18 protein-coding genes are annotated in these 24,095 nt (G+C 59.1%); 6 read left to right on the forward strand and 12 right to left on the reverse strand.

Features of this window, described 5'->3' with window-relative positions:
• Nucleotides 1-99 precede the first annotated feature (99 nt).
• From KBY08_RS09650 to KBY08_RS09675, 6 genes are all read right to left on the reverse strand, one after another.
• Entirely contained in the window at nt 100-459 is a 360-nt protein-coding gene (locus tag KBY08_RS09650; protein ID WP_024659648.1) for a hypothetical protein, read from the reverse strand.
• A gap of 48 nt (nt 460-507) precedes the next feature.
• Nucleotides 508-951: a hemerythrin domain-containing protein gene (locus KBY08_RS09655; protein WP_024640963.1), complete on the reverse strand. Its 444-nt coding sequence runs from the start codon at nt 949-951 to the stop codon at nt 508-510.
• A gap of 115 nt (nt 952-1,066) precedes the next feature.
• A complete protein-coding gene (locus KBY08_RS09660; RefSeq protein ID WP_024640962.1) occupies nt 1,067-1,492 on the reverse strand; it encodes a DUF3830 family protein in 426 nt (141 codons plus the stop codon).
• A gap of 70 nt (nt 1,493-1,562) precedes the next feature.
• A complete protein-coding gene (locus KBY08_RS09665) occupies nt 1,563-2,186 on the reverse strand; it encodes a glutathione S-transferase family protein (RefSeq protein ID WP_024640961.1) in 624 nt (207 codons plus the stop codon).
• Between the two features lie 30 nt (nt 2,187-2,216).
• Entirely contained in the window at nt 2,217-2,762 is a 546-nt protein-coding gene (locus KBY08_RS09670) for a GNAT family N-acetyltransferase (RefSeq protein ID WP_024659649.1), read from the reverse strand.
• 109 nt (nt 2,763-2,871) lie between these two features.
• The gene (locus tag KBY08_RS09675) at nt 2,872-3,573 is read right to left on the reverse strand and encodes a DUF3053 domain-containing protein (RefSeq protein ID WP_003402740.1); all 702 of its coding nucleotides are present in this window, start codon (nt 3,571-3,573) and stop codon (nt 2,872-2,874) included.
• A gap of 153 nt (nt 3,574-3,726) precedes the next feature.
• Here KBY08_RS09675 and KBY08_RS09680 point away from each other — a divergent pair, with 153 nt between their 5' ends.
• From KBY08_RS09680 to KBY08_RS09690, 3 genes are all read left to right on the forward strand, one after another.
• A complete protein-coding gene (locus tag KBY08_RS09680; RefSeq protein WP_024659650.1) occupies nt 3,727-3,966 on the forward strand; it encodes a hypothetical protein in 240 nt (79 codons plus the stop codon).
• Nucleotides 3,967-4,580: 614 nt separating this feature from the next.
• Nucleotides 4,581-5,414 carry an LPS biosynthesis protein gene (locus KBY08_RS09685; protein ID WP_024638775.1) on the forward strand — a complete coding sequence of 278 codons (834 nt, stop codon included), beginning with the start codon at nt 4,581-4,583 and terminating at the stop codon, nt 5,412-5,414.
• Nucleotides 5,415-5,790: 376 nt separating this feature from the next.
• On the forward strand, nt 5,791-7,380 hold the full coding sequence (locus KBY08_RS09690; RefSeq protein ID WP_024638776.1) for an ABC-F family ATPase: 1,590 nt from the start codon (nt 5,791-5,793) through the stop codon (nt 7,378-7,380).
• Nucleotides 7,381-7,443: 63 nt separating this feature from the next.
• Here KBY08_RS09690 and KBY08_RS09695 read toward each other — a convergent pair whose 3' ends face one another.
• A complete protein-coding gene (locus tag KBY08_RS09695; protein WP_024640959.1) occupies nt 7,444-8,577 on the reverse strand; it encodes a lactonase family protein in 1,134 nt (377 codons plus the stop codon).
• A gap of 164 nt (nt 8,578-8,741) precedes the next feature.
• On the opposite strand from KBY08_RS09695, the gene KBY08_RS09700 reads away from it, so the two are divergent.
• Entirely contained in the window at nt 8,742-9,926 is a 1,185-nt protein-coding gene (locus tag KBY08_RS09700) for an MFS transporter (protein ID WP_162496837.1), read from the forward strand.
• Nucleotides 9,927-10,187: 261 nt separating this feature from the next.
• The gene (locus KBY08_RS09705; RefSeq protein WP_225651123.1) at nt 10,188-12,926 is read left to right on the forward strand and encodes an autotransporter outer membrane beta-barrel domain-containing protein; all 2,739 of its coding nucleotides are present in this window, start codon (nt 10,188-10,190) and stop codon (nt 12,924-12,926) included.
• Between the two features lie 30 nt (nt 12,927-12,956).
• On the opposite strand, the gene glgB is transcribed toward KBY08_RS09705, so the two are convergent.
• The 3 genes from glgB to KBY08_RS09720 are packed head-to-tail and all read right to left on the reverse strand — an operon-like array spanning nt 12,957 to nt 20,543.
• Nucleotides 12,957-15,182: a 1,4-alpha-glucan branching protein GlgB gene (glgB, locus tag KBY08_RS09710; RefSeq protein ID WP_032653535.1), complete on the reverse strand. Its 2,226-nt coding sequence runs from the start codon at nt 15,180-15,182 to the stop codon at nt 12,957-12,959.
• Nucleotides 15,179-18,505: a maltose alpha-D-glucosyltransferase gene (gene treS / locus KBY08_RS09715; protein ID WP_003402752.1), complete on the reverse strand. Its 3,327-nt coding sequence runs from the start codon at nt 18,503-18,505 to the stop codon at nt 15,179-15,181. The genes glgB and treS overlap by 4 nt, the downstream gene beginning before the upstream one ends.
• Before the next feature lie 19 nt (nt 18,506-18,524).
• Entirely contained in the window at nt 18,525-20,543 is a 2,019-nt protein-coding gene (locus tag KBY08_RS09720; protein WP_011267719.1) for an alpha-1,4-glucan--maltose-1-phosphate maltosyltransferase, read from the reverse strand.
• Nucleotides 20,544-20,837: 294 nt separating this feature from the next.
• On the opposite strand from KBY08_RS09720, the gene KBY08_RS09725 reads away from it, so the two are divergent.
• The gene (locus tag KBY08_RS09725) at nt 20,838-20,996 is read left to right on the forward strand and encodes a hypothetical protein (RefSeq protein WP_003402756.1); all 159 of its coding nucleotides are present in this window, start codon (nt 20,838-20,840) and stop codon (nt 20,994-20,996) included.
• Between the two features lie 44 nt (nt 20,997-21,040).
• Here KBY08_RS09725 and KBY08_RS09730 read toward each other — a convergent pair whose 3' ends face one another.
• A complete protein-coding gene (locus tag KBY08_RS09730) occupies nt 21,041-21,787 on the reverse strand; it encodes an SDR family oxidoreductase (protein ID WP_011267717.1) in 747 nt (248 codons plus the stop codon).
• Between the two features lie 111 nt (nt 21,788-21,898).
• Nucleotides 21,899-24,010, reverse strand: coding sequence for a putative bifunctional diguanylate cyclase/phosphodiesterase (locus KBY08_RS09735; protein WP_060400154.1), 2,112 nt, complete (start codon nt 24,008-24,010; stop codon nt 21,899-21,901).
• Between the last annotated feature and the right edge of the window lie 85 nt (nt 24,011-24,095).

Here is a 24,095-nt window from a genome sequence, read left to right on the forward strand (position 1 = left end):
AAGCCCTAAACACGGGCACGGGCACGGGCACAAAGAGCGGCCAGAACGGCGTTCCCGCGCTGGAGCGTGGGAACGAGAGGTGTCGAGTGGGGAAAAGGCTTAAAGACAGGTAGCAATGGCCGCAGAGCGCAACGCGGCCTGGGCATCGCCTTGCGGGGCATAGAACTCGACGGCAGTGGTCGGGCCCTTGCCACGCACGTCAGCAAAGTAGGTCGACTCGGTGGTAAACACGGTGAAACCGCCGCCGGACAGGTCATGCAGGAACACGTCAGAAGACGTGCCGAACATGGCTTCGTTCTGCCAGGTCACCTGAATGCACTGGGCAACGGCAGCATCCTGCTTGGCGCTCGACAGGACCTTGTAGGGTCCTGCGGCACGTGCGGAGCTGGAAGGCGCTGCACACCCGGTCAATACGGTTGCGGCAATCACCGTCACGCTCGTCAGAAACAGAAACTTCATGTCATGCCTTCGCTGATAAAAAGCCGATTCTAGCACTGCACCGCGCTATCAACCTTCAGCCAATTGCTCCTCGTATTCCTTCACGTATTCGCCGGCCAAGCTCTGTTTCTGCTTTTCGTCGAGCAATTTGCCCGCCATCTGGAAAAACTTCTGTTCTTCTTCCTTGAGGTGGTGATGCACTTTTTCCGACAGCTTTTTCGCAGTGGCCAGCCAGGCTGGACTGGACATCTCGGTTTCATCGAGCTCTTCCATCATCTCGTCCATCTCGTGATGCTCGGAAATGGCGTGACGGCTCAGGTCCACGCCATTGTCGTGGGCCATCAGAGGGATATAGAAAAACCGTTCTTCGGCCGTTTCGTGGGCCTGCAGCTCTTCCTTGAGCTGTTTGTAGGCCTTCTCGCGCTCGGCACTGTCGCCACTGGTCTTGATCAGGGCATCAGCGTAGCTGCGTTGACGGTCATGGCTTTCGCGCAGGGCTTCGAAAATATTCACGGTCATGTCTCCAGGTCGGCTTCCGGGAGCTGGAAGCATCGTGGACTAGACCCCTGGCGAAGATCAGCAGTTCCAACAAATACTGGCAAATGCCTATCGCCCAATGGCGGCCGACTCAAGCCAGTTCGAAAACCACATCCTGAGCGCCTTCCCACAGTGTCTTCACACCCAGTTTGCGCAAGTTATCCTTGCCTTGGGTAATAGTCAGAAAATGGTTGCCCGCCAACTGCCCCATCTTGCTGGCGAAACAGCACGAGCCGTAGGCAAGGATAATCTCGGTTTCGCTGTAACCGCCCGGATAGAAAAGAATGTCGCCTACCGAAGGATGGCTGGTTGCGTTCTCGAAACCGATCAATGTGTCATCCAGCTTCAGCTGATAATCATCCAGCGGCACCCAGCAGCCCTCGCCGCTCCAGCGCACATGGATGAATTTCTGCCGATAAGGCAGCAGCTTGAGAAACGCTTCCACCGTTTGCGGCGCATCCGGATGGGTTTCGGCCAGAAACTCATATCCGCCCGCGGTAATTTTGATGGTGGTCACTTCGACGACTCCTTAACAGGCAACAAGGCTCACAATGGTGCCCAAGGATAAACGCGAGCCCGACGAACCGTCACGGAGTTCCGTTGCGCCCGTACAGAAGGTAGCCGGAACGATGGCTCAGGCGTTCGTAATACGCATTGACGGCGGGCAGGTCGGGATGCTCGAGAGGCGTCTCGAACCAGCGATTGACTGAAAGACCGATGGGGATGTCAGCCAGGGTAAAACGCTCGCCACAGACATAGGCGCCGGTCTTTTCCAGCTGCCTGTCGAGTATCTGCATATGCCTGGCCCACTGGGCACAGGACGCGGCCATGGCGACAGGGTCCTGGTGCTCGGTCGAGCGTCGCACCAGTGACATGAAGGCATAACTCCATGATCTGTTCAGCTCCGAGCCTTGCCAGTCGATCCACTGATCGGTCTGCGCCCTGGCACGTGGATCCAGTGGATAAACATGACCGCCAGCATAACGGTTGGCCAGATAGCGAATGATGCTGTTGGACTCCCAAAGCACGAAGTCATCATCAACGATAACCGGCACCATGGCATTCGGGTTGAGCGCGAGAAACTCATCGGTGTTGGCAGGTTTGAAGCCTGACCCCCAGTCTTCCTGAGTGAAGGGTATCTTCAGCTCCTCGCACGTCCAGAGCACTTTTCGTACGTTGATCGAGGAGGTCTTGCCCAGTATGCGCAGCATTCAGCGTCCTTGTTGCACAGCAACGTCGTGTCAGTCAGTAGTCATCAGCGGTTTGGCAAACAGTTGATTCTCATGTGTCTCGCCCTGAAACACATAGTGCGGCGTACCTTTCCATTCATAGCCTTGACGAGGGTAAAACGCCAGCGCGCGCGGATTGCCAACCCAGACCGTCGCCCATAACAGCGAGGCACCACGGATTGCTGCACGCCGCTCGGCGGCTTCAAGTAGCAGCCGCCCCGCTCCACGCCCTGTGAAGCGCTCCTGCACATAGAGGCGCTGCAACTCGGCAGCGGTCGATACACCGAGCATTGCGTGATCGGTGCGCAACGCGACCTGGGCAAAGCCGATCAAATGCCCTTGCGACTCCGCCACCACGATGAAGGTTGTCGGCTCGACAAGCAGTTGCGCAAAGATCGCAGGCGAAAACGCCTCCAGCGCCTCTCGGGCGATGGACTGTCGAATGCCCTGCGTTGCGTAGGTATCGAGAAAAACCTGCATACCGAGCGCCGCAAGGCACAACGCATCCGCAGAGCAAGCCTCACGCTGGGTAATGGTCATTGAAGAGGGGTTAGTCATCAGGCGGTTGATTCCCGGCATCCGGCAGACAGATGGCCGAATCATACCTGACAAAAGGACCGGCCCGGCATCAGGGCCGGGCCGTTACTTCAGGCGCAGCAGCTCGATATCAGCGGCCGGTCATCAGCGATTGCAGCTTGGACTGGGCTTGTTGAGCGTTCTTGCCCTGCTCGTTCAGCTCTTGCAGCAGTTTGTTGAGCTCGGTCTGGACCACAGGATCCTTGACGGTGATCGTCGAACCCGAGATATCGATCTGCGATTTGTGCGCGTCCACATAATCGGCAACCTTCAGACCACTGGAAAAGGTGCCCTTTATCTGCGGCAGCACTTCACGGAAGGTGTTGGCGGGTACGCTGACAGTTCGGTCGTAGGCCTTGTCATAAACCACCTTGAGGTCTTCCGGCTGCTTGAGTTTCGCGCGTGCAGCGTCTGCCTTGCCCTGCTCGATGGTCAGCTTTTCGCCCACTTCGTCAAGGCCGGTCTGCACGGCGGCCAGGTCAGCGCGGCGTTGAATGACATCGCTGACCGAATGAAAAGAGCCTTTCTGCATCAAACCGGCGAGCGGCTGCACCGCTGTGTCCATGCCTGCACCAAAGTCGGAGATGACCGCGTAGTGCGAGGTGTAGTCACCAAAGGTCTTCTTCTCCTCATCCGTCAGCTTGGGAACATGTACGCCCGGCTTGTCGACAATTCGGGTTTGCAGGAACTGGGTGAACGCAGTGCGCTGCTCGGGCTCCTTGTCGCCGCAGCCAGCCAGGAACAGGGGTAAAGCGACAGCCAGCAGCAAAGCTGGGCGAAAAAGGGACTTCATGTCAGTAACCTCCGGGATCATAAGAATGCGCGCTCACAGGCCCCGCCTGCTGAACGCGAGCGTGCTTATAGTCTCGTCGTCGCCTCATCTAGTTCCGCGACAGCACTGAAGATACTTATAGGAATGCCACCTGGCGCTTGAGGGTTTTGGGTGATGGGCGGTGCAAACGTTACGCAGCGCGAGGCCTTCGACGAGCAGAAAGAGGCCTGCCGAACCCGGTTGCAGATAAATATTGCACGCAGCATCAAAACCTCATCCGGCAGGGCCAACGCTCATACCGACTGGTTTGGCGGAGCAAAACCGGGCGTCTGCGCTAAACCGCGCGAGGGTCTGCCCGGCGCAGCGTTGCGTCTCGAAGCCTTTCCAGGAAAGTTCCTTAACATTTCTTCATGAGGTGAAACGTTTCAGCGGCTAGTCTTCAACGGACCGACAAAGTGACAACAGGAGTCAATCACTATGTTTGCACACGAGGGCCTGGGTCTGATCCTTGTCTCCATCGTCTTTCTGCTTGGAGCGATTGCGATGTTCATTCACCCTTTCCACGCGCTGGGAAGCTGGTTCAGGAGGAAGAAGCAGGAAAGGAAATCCGACTAACCGTCAACACGCACCAGAAATGGCAGGCCCGGTGATCACCGGGCCTTGCAGAAAAACCCTCCTGTGAATGAATTCGTCCAACTTGACCCGCGCACATGTATCGCCCTTGATACCTGTTTATGGCTGATCGTCATGCATCCAATTAGCCAAGCTTTGACTGTGAACAGCAACCTGTCCAGCTGCCATTAAGTAGTGGCCAATCAATATTAAATCAATATCACCTATCTGACCTTGCATGCGAAAACCATCTAGTGAATAGCGCATTTCCTGAATCAGCGCCCGCGCTATGTAGCCTGTTGTTTCCAGTGTGATACTCTTTTGAGATTCATAAATATTGAATTAATAGCCACCAGCCGATAATGTTGCCCGTGAAATGCCCTAACTAATTTGCCACGAGTGCTTACAAGGTTGTCATGACTAGTCAATCAATTCATTCGACGCGCTACGTACGCAATGCTGTTGACAAGCACATGCCTGAACCGACGCGCGTGCTTGATTTCAGCCAATGCAAGGGCACTAAAAAAGGGCCGGTCTTCCTGATTGGCTCCGGGAAATCAGCAAAGGATTTCCCGATCGAAGAGTTCTCGCGCATCCCCATGATTACCATGAACGGCGCGTTCTCGATGTTCGCAGGCACGAACATAAAGCCGTTGTTCTACGTGTGCTCCGACAGGGATTTCCCCAACCAGCAACCTGAGCTGTTCGCCGCTGCCATGCGCTCCAGCGAGAACGTAGGCCTCTGGGAAGATCAGTTTCGCGGCGACATCCCCAGACCTTCCGGACGCGCTTATGCACTGAAGAAATCGCCGAGATTATCGACGATGGCGGCGCTATGCTCGCGAGAAGATGCACTGGTCAGAAAACGCTCGTTATGGAGTAGCAGAAGCCGGGATATCGGTTTCAGCAAGAATCTGGAACTTGGTTTTTTCGACGCACGTACTGTCATGTATCTGGCGCTGCAACTGTCTTATCACCTTGGTTTCGATAACGTCTTTCTGGTCGGTTTCGATATGAATCAGTCCGTGGGCCGATTCTATGAGTCCTCCAGCGACAATTGCTCACCCTGCGGTCTGGACCAGCATTACGAATCCAGAATTCTTCCTTCACTGGAGCTGATGTCGAAACAGGTCGTCGGGAGCGACTTCCAGGTATTCAATGTCTCGGACAGCTCGCGAGTACCGCATGAGGTCATTCCCAAGTTGAGCCTTGATGAAGTTCGCCACAAAGTCAGTTGCGCACTTCAATAATAGTATTTCGCCATCAAAGAGTACTGCCAGCAACGCAGCCTGCTTGTCTCAGGCATACGCACTTGCCCTCGGCGAAGGGTGCTGAAACAGGCGCCAGCCCTGCCCCGCCCCGTTAAACTCGGTAATCCTCTGCCGACCACCATGTCACTGCCGCCCGACCTATGCGACAATGCGCGCCAATGTCTGGCGTGAACCCCCACATTCATATCCCGGCAACGCAGTCATGGCAGGCTGCCGTTGCTGTAGACGTATGCCCGTTGGGTCAGCTCATGCTCGGACGGAGCGGACTGAACAGCCTCGGTGGGGTCCTGAACACCACACCTGCTGACGCCAGCGCTCCCCCGGTTATTGCCCACGTTATTGATAGGTAAAGTAATTGATCTCCACAGCTAACATCACGATGCAGTTCGGCCCCAAACCCTTGTTCGAGAATGTCTCGGTCAAGTTTGGCGCCGGTAACCGTTACGGCCTGATTGGCGCGAACGGCTGCGGCAAGTCCACGTTCATGAAAATCCTCGGTGGCGACCTCGAGCCTTCGGGTGGGCAGGTGATGCTGGAGCCGAACGTGCGTCTGGGTAAGCTGCGCCAGGATCAGTTCGCCTATGAAGAGTTCACCGTGCTCGACACCGTGATCATGGGTCACGAAGAGCTGTGGAAGGTCAAGGCCGAGCGCGACCGCATCTATTCGCTGCCGGAAATGAGTGAAGACGACGGCATGGCCGTTGCCGAGCTGGAAACCGAGTTTGCGGAAATGGACGGTTATACCGCCGAATCCCGCGCCGGTGAACTGCTGCTGGGCCTGGGTATCGGCATCGAACAGCACAACGGTCCGATGAGCGAAGTCTCGCCGGGCTGGAAGCTGCGCGTTCTGCTGGCGCAGGCACTGTTCTCCGATCCGGAAGTGCTGCTGCTCGACGAACCGACCAACCACCTGGACATCAACACCATTCGCTGGCTGGAAAACATCCTGACCCAGCGTAACAGCCTGATGATCATCATCTCCCACGACCGTCACTTCCTGAACAGCGTGTGCACGCACATGGCTGACCTGGATTACGGCGAGTTGCGCCTGTTCCCGGGCAACTATGACGAGTACATGACCGTGGCGACCCAGTCCCGCGAGCAGCTGCTGTCCGACAACGCCAAGAAGAAAGCACAGATTTCCGAACTGCAATCGTTCGTCAGCCGCTTCTCGGCCAACGCCTCGAAAGCCAAGCAGGCCACGTCCCGAGCCAAGGCAATCGACAAGATCCAGCTGGCCGAGGTCAAGCCATCCAGCCGTGTCAGCCCGTTCATTCGTTTCGAGCAGACCAAGAAACTGCACCGCCAGGCAGTCATCGTCGATCGCATGGCCAAAGGCTTCGACGGCAAGACTCTGTTCAAGGACTTCAGCTTCCAGGTCGAAGCCGGCGAACGTGTGGCTATCATCGGCCCGAACGGCATCGGCAAGACCACCCTGTTGCGCACCCTGGTCGACGAGTTGCAACCGGATGCGGGCACGGTCAAGTGGACCGATGCGGCGGAAATCGGCTACTACGCTCAGGATCATGCTCACGATTTCGAGGATGACTCCACCCTGTTCGACTGGATGGGTCAATGGACCCAGGGCGGCGAGCAAATGGTGCGTGGCACCCTGGGCCGCATGCTGTTCTCCAACGACGAGATCCTCAAGTCGGTGAAGGTGATTTCCGGTGGTGAACAGGGCCGCATGCTGTTCGGCAAGCTGATCCTGCAAAAGCCCAACGTGCTGGTGATGGACGAACCGACCAACCACCTCGACATGGAATCCATCGAGTCGTTGAACCTGGCGCTGGAAAACTATCCAGGCACACTGATTTTCGTCAGTCACGACCGCGAGTTCGTGTCCTCGCTGGCAACCCGCATCATCGAACTCAGCCCAAGTGGCGTGGTCGATTTCAGCGGCACCTATGACGACTACCTGCGCAGCCAGGGCGTTACGTTCTAAGCCTGCCAGCCCGCAACAGCAAAAAGCCCTGTCATATGACAGGGCTTTTTAGTTTCAGCGCGCTTATTCGCTCGACTGGCTGAGCATTTCAATCCACAGCGCACCCTTGCCCGAGGGCGCTTCACTGACCCGTTGCAAGTCGCCCTTCTCGCCTATGGCGTAACTGCCCACCTTGTCGCTTTTCTCGCCACAGACCAACAACCAGCGCCCATTGGGTGACACCGCGATGTTGCGGGGCTGCTTTTCCTGAACGGGGTAATTTTCAACGAACGTCACGTTGCCATTGGCGGGCTCAACCTTGAACACCGACACGCTGCTGGTGGTGCGTTCACTGATGAACAGCCATTTGCCGTTCGGCGCGATACGAATGTCCGCAGCCCAGATACGCGGCGTCGGATCATCCTTCAGATCATTGTTGCGCGCATCACGGGCTTGTCCCGGCGCCAGGTTCAAGCGCTTGGGAATGCCGTCTGCCTGACTGGTCTGCTTCAACGCACCGGTTTTCTGATTGATCGCGAAGGCAGTGACGGTGCCACTCATTTCACCGACGACATACAGAAACTTGCCGTCGGACGAAAAGGCCAGGTGGCGCGGGCCGGTATTGTCGGGAACGGCGACATAGCCCTCGCCGATGGGGACGAGCTTTCCGTCCTTGGGCTCCAGTCGGTATTGCAGCACACGATCGACGCCCAGGTTGCCAGCGTACACAAACCGGTTGCTCGGATCGGTGCGCACCGAATGCGCGTGCATGCCGGTCTTGTAAGTCTGAATGCTGTCGCTCGGGCGGTGCTGCGTGTCGATGGGCTGGACGCTGAGCAAGTCGGCACCATAGGACGCGCCGAACAGGAAGCGTCCGCTGCGATCGGTAGACAGGTAGGCCAGACTCTCGGCCAGCGGTGCCTGACTCAGCGGCTTGAGGTGCCCCGTTCCAGGTTCGATGCTGAAACTCAGCACTTGATACGGTTTGGCGCGCAACGCCGCGAATAACGCTTTGCCATCCGGCGTGATGGCCATCGGATTGACCTGATCACCCGCCCTGGTTTGCTCGACCAGGCTGAGCGCCCCGCTCTGCTCATCGAGACGGTATTGAGAGATGAGCCCATCGGTAGGGCTGGAGATATAGGCGAAGGTGGCTGCCTGGGCGCTCAGGCCGAATGAACAACCGACTGCAGCGGCCAGCAACAGAATATTTTTCATGAACAACCTTTTTATTATTGTGATGTGATCAGTCATCCTATGAGCATATCTTCACAACGGCAACTGCCTGATAACCAACCCGCATAATACCGTTAGCCTGCTTTCATTTATCCACGACGCAGGCCATGATGAGGCACTCCCACCGCCCGCCAGCGAAGAGCCCAATGCCTGCCGCACACCCCGGTTCCATGACGATTACCCTGCAGATCGTCTCCATCGTCTTCTACACGTTCATCGCCTTCCTGTGTATCGGACTGCCTATTGCGGTATTGCCCGGCTACGTTCATGACCAGTTGGGTTTCAGCCCGCTGATTGCCGGCCTGACCATCGCCTCGCAATACCTCGCCACCCTGCTCAGCCGGCCCTTCGCCGGCCGCGCGACAGACACGCTGGGCAGCAAGCGTTCCATCGTGTTCGGGCTCTGGGGCATCGTCATCAGCGGCAGCATGACCTTGCTGGCCACACTGCTGCACGAATTTGCCACGCTGAGCCTGTCGATTCTCATCGTTGCCCGGCTGTTCCTTGGCGTCTCTCAGGGGCTTATCGGGGTAGGCACCATTAATTGGTGCATCGGCAAGGTCGGCACGGAGCATACCGCCCGTTCAATCTCGTGGAACGGCATTGCGTCCTATGGTGCGATTGCCATCGGTGCGCCGCTGGGCGTCGTGGTCATCGATAGCATTGGCTTCAACAGCCTGGGTATTGCCCTGATGGTGATGGCGGGGCTGGCACTGAGGCTGATTCGCGACAAACCATCCGTACCCATCATTGTCGGTGAGCGCCTGCCCTACTGGTCGGTGTTCGGCCGCATCGCACCCTACGGTCTGGGCCTGACGCTCTCGTCGATCGGCTACGGCACACTGACCACCTTCATCACCCTGTTCTATCTGAATCGGGGCTGGGAAGGTGCGGCCTATTGCCTGAGCATGTTTGGTGTGTGCTTTATCCTCGCCCGCCTGCTGTTCATCGGCGCCATCAATCGACTGGGCGGCTACAACGCGGCCATTGTGTGCATGGCGGTAGAAATCTGCGGGCTGTTGATGCTCTGGCTTTCCCCAAGCAGCAGCGTTGCCCTCGCAGGCGCCGGACTGACCGGCGTGGGGCTGTCGCTGGTCTACCCGGCGCTCGGCGTAGAGGCTATCAAGTGCGTGCCCACCCCTAGCCGCGGCGCAGGCCTGAGCGCCTATGCGGTGTTCTTCGATCTGGCACTGGCAATCGCGGGTCCGGTGATGGGCGCAATTGCCTTGGACCAGGGCTATGACTGGATATTTTTCTACGCCGCCCTGCTATCGGTTTGCGCGCTGGCCCTGACAATCTGGTTGTCGCGGCGCGCCACTCAACTCGGGTGAAGGGTCCTCAACAGTGGCTTTGCTGCATAAGCTTTTCTCCTGTAGTTCCAATAGTTAGCAGATAACGCTTAAATCCTGCCATCGGTCGGTCAACTTCTTGACGCATCCGGCAACGACTTCTTGACTTGATACTGCGAGCCTCGAAACAGGCTTGCAAAGCGATCTTCACCCGCCTTGGTGTGACGCCGCTTTGCGTAGCAGTCTGGCGCTTCGATCCCTCTCGATTGCCTCCCTGCTGCCTGCCTGGACGGGAGTGCTGTCATGAAAATCCGTTGCGTTCATCTGTACCAGACCTGCAATGTGCTGCCCGTGGTAATACTGGCAATCATCCCGTCCTGGGCCGAGGGCGCCTGCAGCCTTTCCTCCCTGGCATCGGCAGGCGTTCAGGTCTGCAACAGCGGCAGCAGCGGGCCGTTTAGCGCGCCGAGCGGTGACCACGTGCTGATCTTTCCGGTCGGCGGAACGGGCACCGTGTCCGGCAATATCCTGTTCGGTCCGGGAATGGACAGCGTGGACATGCAGTCGGGGCGCATTCTGGGCAACGTTACTCAAGGGGCCGGTATCGACCGCTTCACGCTCTCCACGGGCGAGGTCAGCGGCGATCTGAACCAGGGCGATGATCCCGACGATTTTGTCATGGGCGGCGGCACGCTTGGCTCTCTGGCCCAGGGTGACGGACGCGATACCTTTCTCATGACGGGCGGCACCATCACCCGCGCGTTCGAGGATGGCGACGTCGCGGTGATGACCGGTGGCAGCATCGGTCGCGTGGACATGAAGCTGGACAACAATGTATTCGAAATGTCTGGTGGCACTATCATCAACAACCTGGTCACCGGCTTTGGCCGGGACACCATCACCTTGTCGGGTGGCATTGTTGGCGGCAACGTCAGCGTCAGTGGCGGCGACGACCAGATCACCCTCAGTGGCGGCGAGATCCGCGGCGAAGTTCGCACCAGCGTTGGCAATGACACTTTCAACTGGCTGAACGGCGGTTACGCACGCAGCAACGTATTGATGGCCGACGGCAACGATACGGCACGCCTGTACAACCTGAGCGAATACTACCTGAGCGCCAACCCGCTGCTCGACGGCGGCCCTGGCAACGACGCGTTGACCTTCGACGACACCGTATCATCACAGCCGGGTCGCTACGCCAACTGGGAAACGGTCAATGTGAGCAATGGCTCGCAGCTGAATCTGGCCGGCACGCTGGTGCTCGGCGACAGCCTGACTGACACCGGCGTTCTGGACATAGACTCCAGCAGCAGGCTGATCTCGACCTCGGGCAGTGTTGTCCCCTTCAGCGCCGGATCCCTCGCCTCACTGCAGAATGCCGGAACGCTGGATCTAAGCGATGCAGGCCGCTCGCTCACTGGCACATTGACGGTGACCGGCAATTACACCGGCCAGAACGGACGACTGCTGTTGCTCTCGGCACTGGGCGATGATGCATCCGCCAACGACCGACTGGTGGTAGCACAAGGGCGTATCAGTGGGTCTACGCGCATGCTCGTCAGCAACTCGGGTGGGCTGGGCGCCCTGACCCGTGGCAATGGCATCGAAGTGGTAAAAGCCATCAACGGTGCAACCAGCGAAAGCGGCGCCTTTTCGTTGCAAAGTCCGCTGTCTGCAGGCGCTTATCAGTATTACCTGTTCAAGGGCGGCGCTACTGCCGGCTCTGAGAACAGCTGGTTTCTGCGCTCTGCGGTGATTGCCCCGCCAACGCCAGCGCCGCCCCCTGTCGAGCCCGCCCCGGAACCTGCACAGCCAACGCCGCTGCCCGCACCTGCTCCTGAGCCTGAACCAGAACCAGAACCAGAACCTGTTCCTGTTCCTGAACCTGTTCCTGAGCCGACACCGACACCACAGCCTGTGCCTGCTCCAGAACCTGCACCAACACCGCAACCTGTACCTGCCCCACCTCCAGACCCTGAGCCTGAGCCGAACAGCCCGCCCCCTGTCACCCCAGCAGCCGCACTGCCAGTCCCGGCGATAGGAACCCCGCCGCTGCCGGAACCCGTTCGCGGAGCTGCACCCATCGCGCTGTACCGGCCCGAGGTCGCCAACTACTCCGTGGTGGCTCCCACCGCTGCGGTCCTGGCCCTGAGCTCACTGGGCACCTTTCATGAGCGTCAGGGGGATCAAGCCTTGCTGACGCAAAACGGCACGACGTCGGCAGGTTGGGCACGCGTGTTCGGCAGCGACTTCAGGCAACGCTGGTCGGGAGACGTGAGCCCTGGCCTGGACGCTTCATTCAAGGGTTATCAGATAGGCCATGACCTGTATGCCTGGCAACAGGACAGCGGGCGAACTCAGCGTGTCGGCCTGTTCGTCGCGCATAACCGTCTGGACGGCAGAGTGAAGGGTTTTGCAGAAGGTTTCAGCGACTACGAAACAGGGCGTCTGAAGCTGCAGGGCGAGAGCCTAGGCGCCTACTGGACGCTGACCACGCCGAGTGGCGGATATGTCGACGCAGTGGCGATGGGCACCCGCCTGGACGGTCGCAGCCGTTCTGTCAGAGGCGTAGGCGTCGATACTGAGGGCCGCGTCATCAGCCTGTCTGTCGAGGCAGGTTACCCGCTGCCGCTCTCACAGCGCTGGGTTGCAGAGCCTCAGGTACAGATCATCTACCAACGCGTTGACCTGCAGGACCAGCATGACGGCATTGCCCATCTGAGGTTCGATAGCCAGGCTTACACCACAGGGCGCATCGGCCTGCGCTTCAAGGGACACTATCAAGTGAGCGGCGTACCGTTAGAGCCTTATCTGCGCGCCAACCTCTGGCACACCAAAGACGGCCATGACACGCTGACCTTTGATCACGCAGAGCAGATAAGAACAGCGCACCGATCAACGACGGGCAGTATTGGCGCAGGGATGGTAGCCACATTGAGCAGCAGCGCCAGTCTGCACTGGAGCGCTGATTATCTCAGTGATCTGGACGACGACGGAGCGCAGGGAGTGAACACCAGCCTGGGGTTCAGGCTGGTGTGGTAATGCGATCGTTGGCGCGGGGACGCGCCTTGATCAGTGTTTCTTCGGTTTGAGGATCAGCACCGCGAGGGGTGGCAGATTCAGCACCAGCGAATCCTCCATCCCATGCGCCGGCTCGGCTTCGGTCATGACCTCGCCACCATTGCCAAAGTTGGAGCCCGCGTAGGTTTCCGCGTCACTGTTGAGCAGCTCCGTCCAGGCACCTCGCATCGGCGCGCCAAGACGGTAGTCCAGGCGCGGCACCGGGGTCATGTTGGCGACCACCAGCAGCGGTTCGCCGTCGTTGCTCCAGCGCAGGTACGCAAACACGCTGTTGGCACTGTCATCGCCGACCAGCCACTGGAAGCCGGCAGGGTCTGCATCGCGCTCGTGCAGCGCCTTTTCCTCGCGATAGAGGCGGTTCAGGTCGCCGACAAGGTTCTTCACGCCCACGTGCTCGGCGTATTGCATCAAGTACCAGTCCAGTTCCCTGTCGTGATTCCACTCGCGCCATTGGCCGAATTCGCAGCCCATGAACAGCAGCTTCTTGCCGGGATGCGTCCACATGAATGACAGATAGGCGCGCAGGTTGGCGAATTTCTGCCAGCGATCGCCTGGCATCTTGTCGATCAGCGAATGTTTGCCGTGCACCACTTCGTCGTGGGAAATAGGCAGTACGAAACGCTCGGACCACGCATACACCAGGCTGAAGCTCAGCTTGCCATGGTGATGCCCGCGGTTGATCGGGTCCTCTTCCATGTACTGCAGCGAGTCATGCATCCAGCCCATGTTCCACTTGTAATTGAAGCCAAGCCCGCCCTGCTGGGTCGGCTCGCTGACACCCGGCCAGGCGGTCGACTCTTCGGCAATCACCATGGTCCCAGGGGCTTCCAGTGCAACCACGTCGTTCAAATGACGCAGGAAGTCGATGGCCTCGAGGTTTTCGCGACCGCCGAAGCGATTCGTCACCCATTCGCCAGCATTACGCGAATAGTCGCGATACAGCATCGACGCCACCGCATCCACGCGCAGACCGTCGATGTGGTAATGCTTGAGCCAGTGCAGTGCCGAGGCCAGCATGAAACCATGAACCTCGGTGCGTCCCAGGTTGTAGATCAGGGTGTTCCAGTCCTGATGGAAGCCTTCCTTCGGGTCCGCGTACTCATACAGGCAAGTACCGTCGAACTGCGCCAGACCATGGGTATCGGTCGGAAAATGCGCTGGAACCCAGTCAAGAATGACGCCGATTTCAGCCCGGTGACAGGCATCGACGAAGAAGGCGAAATCTTCCGGCGAACCGTAACGGGCAGTTGGCGCGAACTGGGCCAGCAACTGATAGCCCCATGAACCACCGAATGGGTGTTCCATGATCGGCATCAGTTCGATGTGCGTGAAGCCAAGTTCCTTGACGTAAGGAATCAGGCGATCAGCCAGTTCACGCCAGTTGTACTGCCGCCATTGATTGTCTTCGACCTGCTCCATTTGCCAGGAGCCTGCGTGCAACTCGTAGATCGACAGCGGTGCAGTGACTTCGTGGCGCCCTGCCCTCGACTGCAGCCACTCCTGGTCATTCCATTCGAATTGCAATGGCGCAGCGATCTTCGACGCGGTATCGGGCGGCAATGTTGTGGACAAGGCCATCGGATCGCTTTTCAACGGCAGAATCCCGTTAGCACCGAGAATCTCGTACTTATAGACCTCGCCGGGCTGCAGACGCGGGACGAAAATCTCCCATACGCCGGTCGGGTGGCGCATGCGCATCGGATGGCGCCGGCCATCCCAACTGTTGAAGCTGCCAACCACCGAAACACGACGCGCATTGGGTGCCCAGACCGCAAAACGCACACCGTCCACGCCATCGACGCTGGTGACTTGCGCGCCCAGACAGCTGCTCAGGTCGCGATGATTACCCTCGGCAAACAGGTAAAGGTCCATCTCGCCCAGCAGCGGGCCAAAGCTGTAAGGGTCTTCGGTGATCTGTTCACCGCCAGCCCAATTGATTTTCAGCAGGTAAGGCTGCGGGTGTTCGAGGTGGCCGACGAAAAACCCCGGCACTTCGCTCATTTCCATCTCGCCCAGTTCACGACCGTCATCCCTGGCCAGCAGGCGGACACTCAAGGCTGCGGGCAGATAGGCGCGAACGAACTGCCCGCTGCCGCCATCGCCATGCGGGCCGAGGATAGAGAACGGGTCACGGTGTTCAGCACGGATCAGCGCGTCGAGGTCCACAGCAGCGGGAATCGCGCGGCGGCGCGTGCCGGTTTTGTCAGGCGCATTCATATTGACTCTCCATCAGACGGTTGCAGCAACCCACGCAAGCCTTGCAAGGGAACGGCCAGCCAGGCTGGACGGTTCTCGGCTTCGTAGATCACTTCATAAGCAGCTTTTTCAAGGGTGAACAGCTCGAGTGCAGCGTCCTCCCCTTTCGCATCTTTCCAGGCATGGGCAATGCCGGTGGTCGCCGAGCGATAACCCTCGATAAAGGTTTCTCGCGCCTGCGCCAGGTAGGTATCGGCAACACGTTTGCGCGCGCCGGCTGCCTCGGGAGACGTGTCGACGCTTTGCGCACTGCGTACAGCCATGGCCGCAGCGTAGTCAAAGGACCGCAGGACACCGCTGACATCCTTGAACGGGCTGTGCTTGGCACGGCGCTCTTCAAGTGCGCGGGCCGGTTCACCCTCGAAATCGATCAGGTAGGCATCACCCTTGACCACCAGTACTTGCCCCAGATGCAGATCGCCATGCACACGAATGCGCAGGCCACCGGCGGAGCGCTTGGCCAGGCCTTCGACGCGCTGGCGGATCTGCTTGCGCTGCGCGAGCAGATCGTTGACCAGTTGCTGATCGTCCTTGTCCAGCTCGCCGATGCGCTGTTCCAGCAGCTGCAAGGCGCGCTCGAGCTGAGCGTTGACGCTGACCCCGGAGGCCTTGCTGTCCTGGCTGCTGGTGACTTCGACGGCAAAATCCGCATTGTCGGTGGGCGACGCGAGAATCTGGTGCATCTCACCCAGACGCTGGCCAAGACTGCGCGAGAAGTCCGCGAGTTCGAGCAGCGCGTTGTAATGCTGTTCCTGACCGGAAACACCATGTGCCAGCTCGTCACGTACCGCACGCTCGAGATTGTTCTGGGTCCACTCCCACGCATCGCCCTGGTTGCTCAGATAGCCCTGAGCGATCATCAGCAGGTTGGGCTGACCGTCCTTGCCGACGCGTACCAGAGAGCCCAGCAGCGGCGAAATGTTCTTGAAGCCGGCATGGGTCAGGAATGCGCCCATTTCCAGCTCGGGGTGCGTCCCGGCGCTGACTTTGCGGATCAGCTTGAGCACCAAGCTGCTGCCCACCACCACCGAACTGTTCGATTGCTCGGCAGACAGGTAGCGCACTTCCGACTCAGCGTTCAGGCCGAGGGGTGCCAGCTGCGAACTTTGCTCGAAACGCAACTCGCCGTCGGCACAGGGTATGACCGTATCCGACTGCATGCCCTGAATCACTGCGCGGATGAAAGTTTCGAGGGTAAATGCATCCGTGATCAGCCCGACATCGCGATTGCGACGCACTCGGGCGAGCGCCAGTTGCTGCGGCAGTGCACTGCTGATGTCGTCTTCAGCCAGCAAGCCGAACGGCAATTGATAGCGATCGGTCTGCCCGCCTGCGGTGACTTCTATTTCGCTGAGCAGCACCGGATTCGCTTCTTCGCCGAAGCGCACGGCGTAGGCAATGCTGACCTTCTCGATCGCCTTGTCCTTGCCCGCGAACCAGCGCCGTTTGGGCAGGTAGACCGCCAGCGAGGTGTTTTCCATGGTGCTGCGCAGTGGCTCTTCGAGCAACTCTTCCAGACGCTTCTTGAGCACCAGAGTCGGGAAGTCCGGCATGCTCTGCGCGGGTTCAACGTGCCAACTGGGCATTTGATTCTCCGAAGCCAGTAAAAACCAGTAAAAGCCGTACGGCGGCAGCGTCAGCAGGTAGCTCAACTGGCCGATGGGCGGGAATGCGCTGCCGCCGAGCATTTCCACCGGCACCGTGCCTGCGTAGGCAGACAACTCAAGCTCTGCTGCCTGAGCGGCGCTGGAAACGTTGGCGACACACAGCACCACTTCACTGTGTCCGTCAGGTGCTGTGTATTCGCGGGTATACGCCAGAATGCGGCGGTTCGACGGCGAAAGCATTTTCAGCGTGCCACGTCCGAATGCCTTCTGCTGTTTGCGCACGGCGAGCATGCGCCGGTTCCAGTTCAGCAGCGAATGCGGGTCACGCTCCTGGATTTCGACGTTGACCGACTGGAAGCCGTACATCGGGTCCATGATCGGTGGCAACACCAGGCTGGCCGGGTCGGCGCGCGAAAAACCGCCGTTGCGGTCGATGGACCATTGCATCGGTGTGCGCACACCGTCCCGGTCGCCCAGGTAGATGTTATCGCCCATGCCGATCTCGTCGCCGTAATACAGCGTCGGTGTGCCGGGCATCGACAACAGCATGCTGTTCAGCAACTCGACCCGGCGACGATCGCGATCCACCAAGGGTGCCAGGCGCCGACGGATGCCCAGGTTGATCCGTGCACGGCGGTCGGCCGCGTAGTAATTCCACAGGTAATCACGCTCACGATCGGTGACCATTTCCAGGGTCAGTTCATCGTGGTTGCGCAGGAAAATCGCCCATTGGCAATTTTCCGGGATCTCCGGCGTCTGCCGCAAAATATCGGTGATCGGAAAACGATCTTCCTGGGCCAGCGCCATGTACATGCGTGGCATCAACGGAAAGTGAAAGGCCATGTGGCATTCATCGCCGTCCGGGCCTTTGCTGTCACCAAAATACAGCTGGGTATCTTCCGGCCATTGGTTGGCCTCGGCCAGCAGCATGCGGTCCGGATAGTTCGCGTCGATCTCGGCACGGATGCGCTTGAGCACCTGATGAGTTTCCGGCAGGTTCTCGTTGTTGGTGCCGTCCCGCTCGATGAGATACGGAATGGCATCCAGACGCAAACCGTCGATGCCCAGATCCAGCCAGAAGCGCATGACTTCCAGAACCGCATCCAGCACGTGCGGATTGTCGAAATTCAGATCCGGCTGGTGGGAGTAGAAACGGTGCCAGAAGTACTGGCCGGCAACCGGGTCCCAGGTCCAGTTGGACGTCTCGGTATCGAGAAAGATGATCCGCGTACCGTCGTACTTCTGATCGGTGTCCGACCACACATAGAAGTCCCGCGCCTTGGAACCGGGCTTGGCATTGCGGGCTTTCTGGAACCAGGGATGCTGGTCGGAAGTATGATTGATGACCAGCTCGCTGATCACTCGCAGGCCGCGCTTGTGTGCCTGGGCGATGAAACGCTTGGCATCGGCCATGGTGCCGTAGTCGCTGTGCACATCCCGGTATTCGGAAATGTCGTAGCCATCGTCCCGGCGTGGCGACGGATAAAACGGCAACAACCAGATGGTGTTGACGCCCAGCGCGGCAATGTAGTCGAGCTTTTCGATCAAGCCCGCGAAATCGCCGATTCCGTCGTTATTGGAATCAAAGAACGATTTCACGTGAACCTGATAAATCACCGCATCCTTGTACCAGAGCGGGTCTTTGATAAATGTCGCGTCACCGGGCTTCTTGGCCATTATTGACTCCTCGGGAGTGTTATTGCGCAGCCTGGATACGCCAGATTCCAAACGGTTGGGATGGATCGAGACGCGTGTGCTGATACTTGCCGTACCAGGTCCAGCGGTGCCCGGTCATCAGGTCTTCACCCGACGTAGCGGCGTCATCCGGCAGGCCCATTTCCCACAGCGGCAACTCGAAATCCGCTTCCTGTGCGTTGTACGGGTCGAGGTTGACGGCAACCAGAATGAAGTTGCTGCCGTCCGCCGAGCGCTTGCCGAAGTACAGAATGTTGTCGTTCCACGCGTTATACAGCTTCAGACCCAAGTGGGTTTGCAACGCAGGGTTCTGCCGACGAATGCGGTTGAGCTGCGCGATCTCGGCGATGATGTTGCCCGGCGCCGCGTAATCGCGAACCCGAATCTGGTACTTCTCCGAGTCCAGATACTCTTCCTTGCCGGGAATAGGGGCCGCTTCGCACAGCTCGAACCCGGAATACATACCCCACAGCCCGGAACCCATGGTGGCCAGTGCCGCCCGGATCAGAAACCCGGGACGACCGGACTCATGCAGGAAGCGCGGGTTGATGTCGGGCGTGTTGACGAAGAAATTCGGACGATAACAGTCGCGCCAAGGCACTTCGTTGAGCTGGGTGAAATACTCGGACAGCTCCGCCTTGGTGTTGCGCCAGGTGAAATAGGTGTAACTCTGGCTGTAACCGACCTTGCCCAGGCGCGCCATCATTGCCGGCTTGGTAAAGGCTTCGGCCAGGAACATCACCTCGGGGTGCTGACTGCGCACTTCGCCGATCATCCACTGCCAGAACGGCAGCGGTTTGGTGTGCGGGTTGTCGACGCGGAAGATTTTCACGCCCTCGTTGACCCAGCCCAGAACGATGTCGCGCAACTCCGTCCACAGGCCGGGGATGGCGTCTGGTGCGTAGAAATCGACGTTGACGATGTCCTGATACTTCTTCGGCGGGTTTTCCGCATAACGGATCGTGCCGTCCGGACGCCACGAGAACCAGCCCGGATGCTGCTTGAGCCACGGGTGATCCTGGGAACACTGGATGGCGAAATCCAGCGCGATTTCCAGGCCATGCTCGGCTGCAGCTTTTACCAGATGACGGAAATCTTCACGACTGCCCAGCTGTGGGTGAATGGCTTCATGACCGCCATCCTCGCTGCCGATCGCATACGGGCTGCCCGGATCATCAGGGCCAGCGGTCAGGGAATTGTTCGGGCCCTTGCGGTGGGCACGGCCGATTGGATGAATCGGCGGAAAATACAGCACGTCGAAGCCCATGTCGCGAATGATCGGCAGACGCGAATGAACGTCGTTGAACGTGCCGTGGCGCGCCGGATCGTCGGTCATCGAACGGGGAAACAGCTCATACCAGCTGGCAAACTGCGCCAGCTCACGCTCGACATCCAGCGGGAACTCGACGCTGCGGCTGAGGAAGGCCTGATTGTCGGCCAGTTTCATCAGGCTGGCGGTTTCGCTGTGCAACAACAGCGCGACTTTCTCGTCTTTATCGCCCTGTTCAAGCTGGCCCAGCAGGCCTTCGATTTGCTGGCGCTGCTCGTTCTGGCTGCGCTCGGCGGCATGCACCAGATGAATGCGGCCCTCTTCCAGCTCCAGATCGACAGGAACGCCAGCGCCGAACTTCTTCTCCAGCTCATAACGATAGCTGCCGAACTGATCGATCCAGGCTTCGAGGCGAAACACATGGCGGCTGACCGAGGTCGGGGTGAATTCACCGACCCAGCTGTCATTGCCCAGCTCGCGCATTGGCGCGCTGTGCCAGTGTTCTTCATCGGCAGCACGCCAGCGGATATTGACCGCCATCTTGTCGTGCCCATCGGCATAGACCTTGCTGGTCACGGTAACCGGTTGCCCGATGATCGCCTTGGCCGCGAACAGGCCACCGTCGATTACCGGCAGCGTGTCTTCAATCACGATGCGGGGTAATTGCAGCGCCTGGGTCAGTGACAGCGGAAGGGTTGCTTGCGGGACATCGGTGGCCAGGGAATCCGGACCGTATGGCTGTTCATTCATCGAGCATCACTCCTCACGCCCCAGGGACGCTCCTGTGCATTCCATGCAATGGAAAAATTGACGGTATGGCAGCGTACGATCGCACTGTGCTGGCGACTCGTCTATTTCCGCTGACTAGGTTCCGAGCGGTCAACGAGGGTAAAGTTCAAAGGTTTTGAGGATGTTTGGTGGTCGTGCGAAGAGATGAAGCAGTCATCGAGTGGATCAACGGGACGACTGTGGCGGGAAGTAAATGAATTGAATCATCGGCCATGCCAGGCAGTCGTAAACAGGGTCGACAAGGAGGCTGCAACCATGACCTTACCCAACCCTGTAGAAGTACCCGATCCGAACATCGATGACCCCGCCCTGCCCGAGCCAGTGCCCGAGCAGGAGCCGCCGCCATCCACGCCGCCGCCCAATGAAACGCCAGTTGGCGATCCGCCAGCCAATGCGCCGCCCGTCACGGTGTGACGAGTAAGCAGGGTCTGAAGGGGTCTGCCCGAGTATGGACGCCTTCAGCGCCCTCCCGCCACATCGATGAACGTTCCCGTGGCATAAGACGCATTGTCCGACAGCAACCAGAGAATCGCTTCGGCCACTTCCTCGGCGGTACCGCCACGGCCCATGGGCAATGCCCCTTCAAGCTTGCTGACGCGGAACGGATCGCCGCTCAGGGCGTGAAAGTCGGTGAAGATGAACCCCGGACGTACCGCGTTGACGCGAACGTTTTCCGCCGCGACCTCTTTGGAGAGCCCGATGGTGAAGGTGTCCAGCGCTCCTTTGGATGCTGCATAGTCGACGTACTCGCCTGCCGAGCCCAGGCGTGCCGCGAGTGACGATACGTTGACGATGCTGCCGCCTTGCCCCCCGTGTGCCGGCAACATGCGCAACAAGGCGTGTTTGCTGCACAGCATCGGGCCGACGACGTTGTTCATCATCATCTTCAACAGGCGAAATTCCGACATGTCCTCGACTCTGGAAGCCTGCGCCAGGGTGCCCGCATTATTGACCAGATGGGTAACCCGGCCGAGTTCGGAGTCAACCCTGGCAAACAGCCGCATGATCTCGTCTTCGTTGCTGACATCGGCCTGCACGGTGATCGCCCTGGCGCCCATTGCCCTCACCTGGCCTGCGGTCTTTTCGGCAGCGGCATGATCCGACAGGTAGTTGATGCAGATCCGATAACCCTGTGAGGCGGCCAGACGCGCTGTAGCAGCGCCGATCCCGCGCGAACCACCGGTGATAATGAGGACTTTTTCCATGGAGTGTCTCGTTTTTTTCAAAGGCCTACATCAGGATCCAGCCAACCTTCGCAGGTTAACCAGCCGGTTCGGATCGTGACAGCCTTTATCGTCCAGCGCCATCTGCGCGCGTCAGAAAGCCGCTTGCCCGGTATCGGACGCTTCCACTGCAGCTTTCGCTTCGGCGGCGCGGATTTCTTCGAGAAACTGCTCGGCCGGTAACGGATAACCCAGCAGGAAGCCTTGCAGCGAGTGACATCCCAGGTGAGTCAGGAAGCGCTGCTGAACAGCGGTTTCGACGCCCTCGGCGACGATCCGCAGATTCAACGCCTGCCCTACCGCGACGATGGCCGAGACGATGGCGGCGTCGTCGGTGTCATGCTCCAGGTCGCGGACGAAGCCCCGATCAATCTTGATTTCATTGGCGGGCAGTCGTTTCAGGTACATCAGGCTGGAGTAACCGGTGCCAAAATCATCGATCGACAGGTCCACGCCCATTTCCGAAAGCCTTCGCAACACCGCCAGGCTGGCATCCGCATCATGCATGGCCGTGGTCTCGGTGATTTCCAGGGTCAGGCAGTTGGCCGGCAACTGATGCCGGGCCAGTGTGTCCGCCACTGCCGTAACCAGCCCGGCATGACAGAACTGCAAGGCTGACAGATTGACTGCAATGCGCCAGTGCGAGTAGCCCTGGGTGTACCACTCACGCATTTGCCGACAGGCTTCGTCCAGCACCCACTCGCCGATCTGAATGATCAGGCCGGTCTTCTCCGCCATGGAAATGAACAGATCGGGACCGAGAACACCCTGCTCCGGATGATTCCAGCGCAGCAACGCTTCTGCGCCTACGGGCAGTCCGGTCATGGCGTCGAACTTGGGCTGGTAATAGATACAGAACTGCCGGTGCTTGATCGCCTTGTGCAAATCCTGCGACATCTGCAACTGATTGCGGGCGTTACTGTTCATCGACACATCGAAAAAGCTGTAGCCGTTCTTGCCGGCCGCCTTGGTGTGGTACATGGCGGCGTCGGCATTGATCAGAAGCTCATGCTGGGTGCTGCCATTGCCCGGGTACACGCAGATGCCGATGCTGAGGGAAATCTGCAATTGATGTTCGCCAATGATAAACGGGTTGCCGACCTCACTGACCTGTCGTCTGGCCACGCCCAATGCATCCTCAGGGTGTTGAAGCTCCACCAGCAGGACAAACTCGTCACCGCCGACTCTGGCCAGCGTGTCGCGACGGTGCAGGCTGTTGCGAAGACGCAAGGCGACCTGCCGCAACAGCAGGTCGCCGGTGTGGTGCCCGAACGCGTCATTGACCGGTTTGAAGCCATCGAGGTCCATGAACATCAGCGCAAAGCAGCCACCCGTCTCGGTGACCCTCTTCATTGCCTGATCGATGCGTTCGGTCAACAACGCCCGGTTTGGCAAACCGGTCAGGTTGTCATGCAGGGCCAGGTGGGTCAGTTCCAGATTGGCTTGCGTCAGAGAATCGGCCAACACGGCGGTACGTGTTTCCAGATGCGAATCGAGAATGCAGCTGAACAGCGCAATCCCCAGAATCGACAGGCTGGCGACCAGCACGAATCTGTCCAGCCCGTTACTGCTCAACCCTTGGGGCAGCGCACCACAAAAGCTGCCATCGGCAAAATTCGCGGCGGCCATACCGGTGTAATGCATGCCGATGACAGCCAGCCCCAGCAACAGCGCCGCCGAGGCGCGCAACACGTAGACTCTCGGGCGTTGCTGACGAAGGTGGAAGGCCACGCGCAATGCTGCTGCGGATGCAACGACAGCAATGACCAACGAAAGCGCGAACAGCCACGGCGTGTACTGGATGCCCGGCTGCATACGCATTGCCGCCATGCCGGTGTAATGCGTGGCGCTGATGCCAAGCCCCAGTAACAGCGACCCCAGGCTCAGTTGCAGTGCCGGCAATCGCGGCAGAGTGGCGAGCCACAGGGCGAACCCTGAAAAGCCGATGGCGATCAACAGCGAAAGCAGCACCAGTGGCACGTCGTAGCCCAGGTCGATGGGCAATACGAACGCCAGCATACCGATGAAATGCGTCGACCAGGTGCCGACGCCCATCGCGACAGCGCCTCCCGCGATCCATAGGTGAACGGCACGGCCCCTGGCCGAAACGATGCGGCCAACCAGATCGAGGGCCGTATAGGCGGCAAGAATAGCGACGAGAATCGAGATGACGACGAGTGAGGGGATGTAGCTGCCAATCAACATAAACGCACCTGGAAACCAATGAGCGCGTCCATGCCGATCTTGTGCGGGTGATTGTACGCATTAGCGGCCGAATGTCGCGGCACTT

It is taken from the genome of Pseudomonas sp. P135 (assembly GCF_020312125.1).
Classification (GTDB): Bacteria; Pseudomonadota; Gammaproteobacteria; order Pseudomonadales; family Pseudomonadaceae; genus Aquipseudomonas; species Aquipseudomonas fragariae.